Origin of the sequence: Limnospira sp., from assembly GCF_051859755.1 — a bacterium.
Classification (GTDB): Bacteria; Cyanobacteriota; Cyanobacteriia; order Cyanobacteriales; family Microcoleaceae; genus Limnospira; species Limnospira fusiformis.
The window spans coordinates 1-5,471 of sequence record NZ_JBIMLI010000208.1 but is presented as its reverse complement, the minus strand read 5'-3'; the positions used below and the strand labels follow the sequence as shown (position 1 = coordinate 5,471).

The window sequence follows — 5,471 nt, the reverse complement described above, 5'->3', positions numbered from 1 at the left end:
TCAGTATAACCATCGCTGGAAGTACCCCCTTCCATAATTATCATGCTGCGTCAGTTTCCCCACCAGAATTTAAATATACTCAGGGGGAGACCCAAGAAATGACCAGTTTTGTGGTAGCAGCGATCGCCCTTAATTTCCACGCTGAGAGCAATTGACTCCCTCTCCCGGTCTTCCTTGGGTCTGCTGACAGTTTCCAGAAGAAATGCCAAATTTGATAGGCCCATTTATATTTTAGGTGGCGATCGCCTGTGGGTGGTTGACTATAGTAGTCTATTTACCATGGGGATGGGGTAGAAATGGGGTGATGGAAAGATCGAAACAGCCAAACCCCTGATAGACAATAGAATAGAAAGTGTTACAATCAGCCCAGTCCTAACAAGAAAAGAATTTGCTGTGATTAAAATGGAAATTGTAGTTGCGTAGGTTTTATTTCACTGTCTCCATCAGGTGAACGTCTGTCATAGTGTAGGTTCTTAGTCGTCTCAGATTGAGATTTTGAGTACAATAACTTAAAAATACATTCATAAGTTTTTTTGCCGACTCCAGGAATTTTTTGCAACTGCCGAAAACGTTTGATTGGCAAAGCATAATTTATTTTATCGACAATATTGCTGCGAATTTTTAACTGAGAAACCCAGAACTGATTATTTTTGTTATTCAGCATCTCAACCATCAAACCTTCTATTCCACTAGCATGGGACTCTCGATCTAAACAAATGTAAACATCTATGTCAAGATCACTTAAATATTTTTCCATAACTTCTCGAACATCATTCCAATTTAACCCCCCTCTATCACAACCCAGCTTCGGAAATGCAATTGATTCAATTTTGGCTCTTTCATAATTGTTAACAAAGTAAGTTAATCCTTGTTCTATCCATTCTAGTTGTGAAGGATACTTCCAATGATTTTTGGTTGCAAAATTCATAATCCAAGGCGATCCATAACCTCGATAGATGTAAGGACGATCGACCCTAACTTGTTTTTGCTTACATCGCTTGAGATAGTCTTCATACATATCCGGATAGCGAAGTTGAAATTCTAAAGCCAAACCTGCTCCCATCACCCCTACACAATTAACTGTATTGACAATAGTTTGTGATTCCACGTTAAACACTGTTGTATCTGTGTACTTAATCATCTGCAACTCTCAAAAATATAGAGAACTCTTGACTTCTACTGATATGTTAACACCATCAGGGATAAGCTGTCGAACTGTTGAGATTTGAAGCTGCGAGCTACAGAAGATTTTAAGAATGCTTTGCACATTTACTCGGTTAGGTACTAACATCTCTGCACACATAATTCTTTTACACCTTTGTTTTCTTGCCAAATCTTCATAATTCCATGAAGATGCTTTTATAATTTCCCAAGGTAACTGTTCTAGCATAGCGATGTCATTATAAACATTTGTAGCAACCGCTGCCACATTTCCATCAGAAAACCATGTTCCTTCTTCTAAAATTAACATCGGATCGATGGCCAGCATGACAATCTGATTCTGAAGCTCCCGTCTTTTATAGAGCATGGTATTTCTAGGATTAAAATAAAAGGGAACATAACCATGCCATTCCTTTCTCCACTCTTGAGCTTCTTCCATAGAAATATCTGTTTGTATGAATCCCCCCTCATGAGATTGATTGTGAGAAAGTAAGCCATTTTTTAAAATCGAATTTAAGTTGGCAACATGGGTCATGTGATACAAATATTTAATTCCCAATTTATTCAGATACTCTCTTGCTAATTGTTTTTTTAAATAAGGATGATCGGGAATAAAATGTCTAATGCTTTCAGCTAATTCTAGATCAATTGTATGACTTGCAGAGTCAAAAATATAAATAATTTCTTCTCTCAATTCTTCGGATATTTGTGCATTAACATCAGCAGGAAGTATTTTTTGACATAGCTGTAGATGTTTATCTGTAGGCAAAGAATCTCTAAAACTTCTTAACTCTGGAGAAAACAACAACTCTGGGGAGAGCAATTCTATCAAAATTAATTGCTGCTTATGATTGAGACTGTTAATTTTTTTGATAACTTTACCTGTGATTTTATCGGCTGATACTGTAGATAAGTATTGATTAATAATCGGCTGCCATATTTCTGGGTCTTGATGCTCAAAACAAGCTTCGAGTACATTGGGATCAGTCTCTTCTGATAATTTAAGTAATTCTAAATTTTTAGCTTGTTCTCGATGGTTATGGAAGCCCAAACCAAATTTGACAAGTTTCCCCTCAACTAAATTACTACATTCACATTTGACTTGACTTCTGTGGACATATAAATCAGGTTCACCTTGTCGTTCAATAAAACCATAGTTATTTTCAACTCCTCTTTTAGCATTAAAACCACCAAACCATTTGATTTTTCCTACTTGTACCATTTGAATACCCTCCTAAGCAATCATCTAATTTTTAGCAAATTATAAATAAATAAAATCAAATTTTTGGTCGTTTTTTAACTCTCTAATTAACGCATTTTCTTGACAAGTAAACAACTTCAATAATTCTTGAGCGCGAGTCATGGATACATAAAGCTGGCGACGGGCAAGAATACTACCATCATTACTATCAGAGCATTGTGAAAAATCTTCCATCCAAATAATAAAAACTGCTTTGAACTCTAAACCTAAAGATGACAAACTAGAAATTAATCGAATTCCTGGACGACTTTGGCTATAATTTTTCTTGCTTTTCTGATCTTTGCTAACCCAATAAAATAAAACATTGGCTTGGCTGAGGCATTGTTGAAACATATTCATCTGTTTTTTATTAGATTGACGGTGAATGACAGCTATATCTTCTGGTTGATAATTTCCAGAGTTTAATATTTTTTTTATTTGCTCTGTCACCACTTGTTCTTGAGTTCGAGAAGAACCAGTAACATAAACCTCTGGACGAGTACCTAAGCGTTGAGCTTGACTGGGAAGAACGATAGGAAAAGTAATGTCATCAGTTTCTGAGACTTTATCTTCAGGCACAGAATGGTTAAGCATTGTCCATGCTGCTGATAGAATTTCTTGAGTATTACGATAATTTTTGTCTAAATCAAATCGCTTGCTAATGGTGCGACCTTGAGCTTGAATTCCAACTTCTTTCCATGTAAAATTATCTCGCTTATAAAGACTTTGACTCCCGTCTGCAACAATCATTAAATCTCCATTTTCTGGATCTTTCAATGCTTGAACACAACAGCGAAACCAAATTGGCACAAAGGTATGAGCTTCATCTACTAAAATTGCATCCCATTTTCGACTCTCTTTTTGTGAAAGAGCTTTCAAAGTCTCTTGACCTACATATTCATCATAATTGGTTCCAGATTGACTAACTAAGGATTTTCCAGTTACAATTTTTGCCCATTCATGAAAGTTCTCTACTATGATTCTATTCTGTTGATCGGCGGCTACTGAATTTTTTATAACCGATCGCAAGTAAGATGCCAGACTAACGTTAAAACAGACAATTAAAACTTGAGCATGGGGATTATTGTTAATAATCAGTTTTGCACGAGCCAATAGCAGCAAAGTTTTTCCAGAACCGGAGACCCCGAAGAAAATCCGGTGTCCTTCTCCAATTCTGCGCGCCAAGTTCTCTTGTTTTGCATCTAGAGTTTTCAGAATTTTGTCGTCAGGTAAAGGATAAAAATTTCCTCTAACACTGGTGGTTTTAGCTGGCTCATCTCTAATCACCATTTCGGGATTGAGAACGCCTTTAATTGTACTAATCTGATCTGATGTTAGTGGCTCAAAACTGAAATCAGCTTTTGTAAACATTTGGCGCAAGCGATCGCACAAATTTTCCGTCGATAAGTTTTTCCAATTTAAAAACTCATCTCGATAGACAGCCTGGGGATAAGGAAGAATCTTATCTAAATCAGTCTCGGCGGCTTTTTTATGGTTGATGTTTGAAATGATGACACCCAAGCCTATCGGAAATGACAGTTTTCCTTTATACTGACCTTCCTGCTGTTGGAGAATTCGATATTTAGGCAACTCGTTAAGTAATTTATCTAGATAATCATTCGCCTGTCGTAAAGGTGATTTTTGCCTAGTTACACTTTTTACATCATCTTTGACAGAAACAATTTGAAAAGTATTAGTATCTGCTTGCCTAATTTGATTAGAATACCAGCCTTTTACTTCTATGACTAACAGCCCTAAATTTGCTCCTAAAATAATAAAGTCGGGACGATGACTGTTCAGCATGGGCTCATACCAAACATAAAAGTTATGATCTAGCCGATCACACAATATTTGATAAAGGTCTTTTTCCCCTTTACTCGCTTTGGCTGGAACAGGAGATGGAATCATAGTGGCCATTTTATTTTTATCCTCTAGTTGACTTGATTTGTTTTTTTGATTCAATGCAATGCTTTTTCGGCTCTGACCTCGAAATCAAAACGCCATAACCCTTGGCTTCAAAGTTGATCGCAGTATTGAATCCCTGAGCGATCAATGTCAAAGACGGTCAATTCATCCGGCTTATATCTGATTATCTAACACGGCTAAACTCCTGACTGTAAATTTTTCTAAATCAAGGCATCGGAGAGCGATCGCACTCCCTATCGAAATCAAACCACTGACAGTCAGCCGAAATGCCCAATTTTAGCCCAATTCCGATCGCGTTTTTCTATGGGTTCTCAGTACAAGGTATGAATGGCGATCGCGCCATCGCGATTTAGGACTCGTCCCTGGGTGAATGTCGCCAGTGCCGGAATTGAAATCAGTTAGTTTTTACACCTCGAAAATCTCTCAAACGGGAAATGATGCGATCGTCTAAACAGAAGATCGCACTACATCTTCTGGTCTAAACTTTCAACGTTCCTGTCCAGTCTTGGCATCTTAGGATTTGGTTTCAGTTTTATCTTTCATTATTTGGGACAGGACACCCGCGAGTACAGAACCAGAAGTTAATCCCGCAAAAACGCCTATTCCTCCGTACATTAATTGTCGCTCTAATGTGGCTCTCGAGTCCAAAACTGAACGGGTGCGGAAGCTTTGACCCGAATACATTTCTCGATTTCTCATTTCATTACAAATTAGGTCGCCAAATGGCTGACAATTTCGATAAAAGCCTCGACCTCGAGAGGGTTCATACAGCGTGTAGGAAACCGGGGAAGCGAAAAATGTGCCAATAATTCCTCCGGCTATTGAGGAAATGGCAACTATGACGAATGTTTTTTTACTGCTCATGTTGTTGGCTGGGTATGAGTTGGGTCGAGTTGGTGGAATACATCGATCGCCTTACCTCCCGGTGTAAGCAACCGAAACCGCCTCCAAAAAGTGCGATCGCACTCCCTATCGAAATCAAACCGCTGACAGTTCCACCTCGATTTAGGGTGCTATCTACCTATCAGCGACAACCACTAAATTTACGCAAATTTAGAAAAATTTAATTGAGCAATTGCCTCTAATGTCAGTGTAGAAGCCATTTACAGGGGCGATCGCCGCCACTTGGGGGGGCTTGTCCGAT

General features: G+C 38.2%; 4 protein-coding genes. All 4 read right to left on the bottom strand.

The genetic code is table 11. The annotated features are described in order from the left end of the window. Nucleotides 1-397: 397 nt before the first annotated feature. Entirely contained in the window at nucleotides 398-1,141 is a 744-nt protein-coding gene (locus tag ACTIE0_RS22435; RefSeq protein WP_111891150.1) for a macro domain-containing protein, read from the bottom strand. A 9-nt stretch (nucleotides 1,142-1,150) separates the two neighbouring features. Beyond that, nucleotides 1,151-2,383 (bottom strand): DarT ssDNA thymidine ADP-ribosyltransferase family protein, encoded by a 1,233-nt coding sequence (locus ACTIE0_RS22430; RefSeq protein WP_439516995.1) that lies wholly within the window; start codon nucleotides 2,381-2,383, stop codon nucleotides 1,151-1,153. 39 nt (nucleotides 2,384-2,422) lie between these two features. Next, nucleotides 2,423-4,363, bottom strand: a complete 1,941-nt coding sequence (locus ACTIE0_RS22425) for a nuclease-related domain-containing DEAD/DEAH box helicase (protein ID WP_439516994.1) — start codon at nucleotides 4,361-4,363, stop codon at nucleotides 2,423-2,425. Between the two features lie 477 nt (nucleotides 4,364-4,840). After that, nucleotides 4,841-5,191 carry a hypothetical protein gene (locus tag ACTIE0_RS22420; RefSeq protein WP_006624599.1) on the bottom strand — a complete coding sequence of 117 codons (351 nt, stop codon included), beginning with the start codon at nucleotides 5,189-5,191 and terminating at the stop codon, nucleotides 4,841-4,843. Between the last annotated feature and the right edge of the window lie 280 nt (nucleotides 5,192-5,471).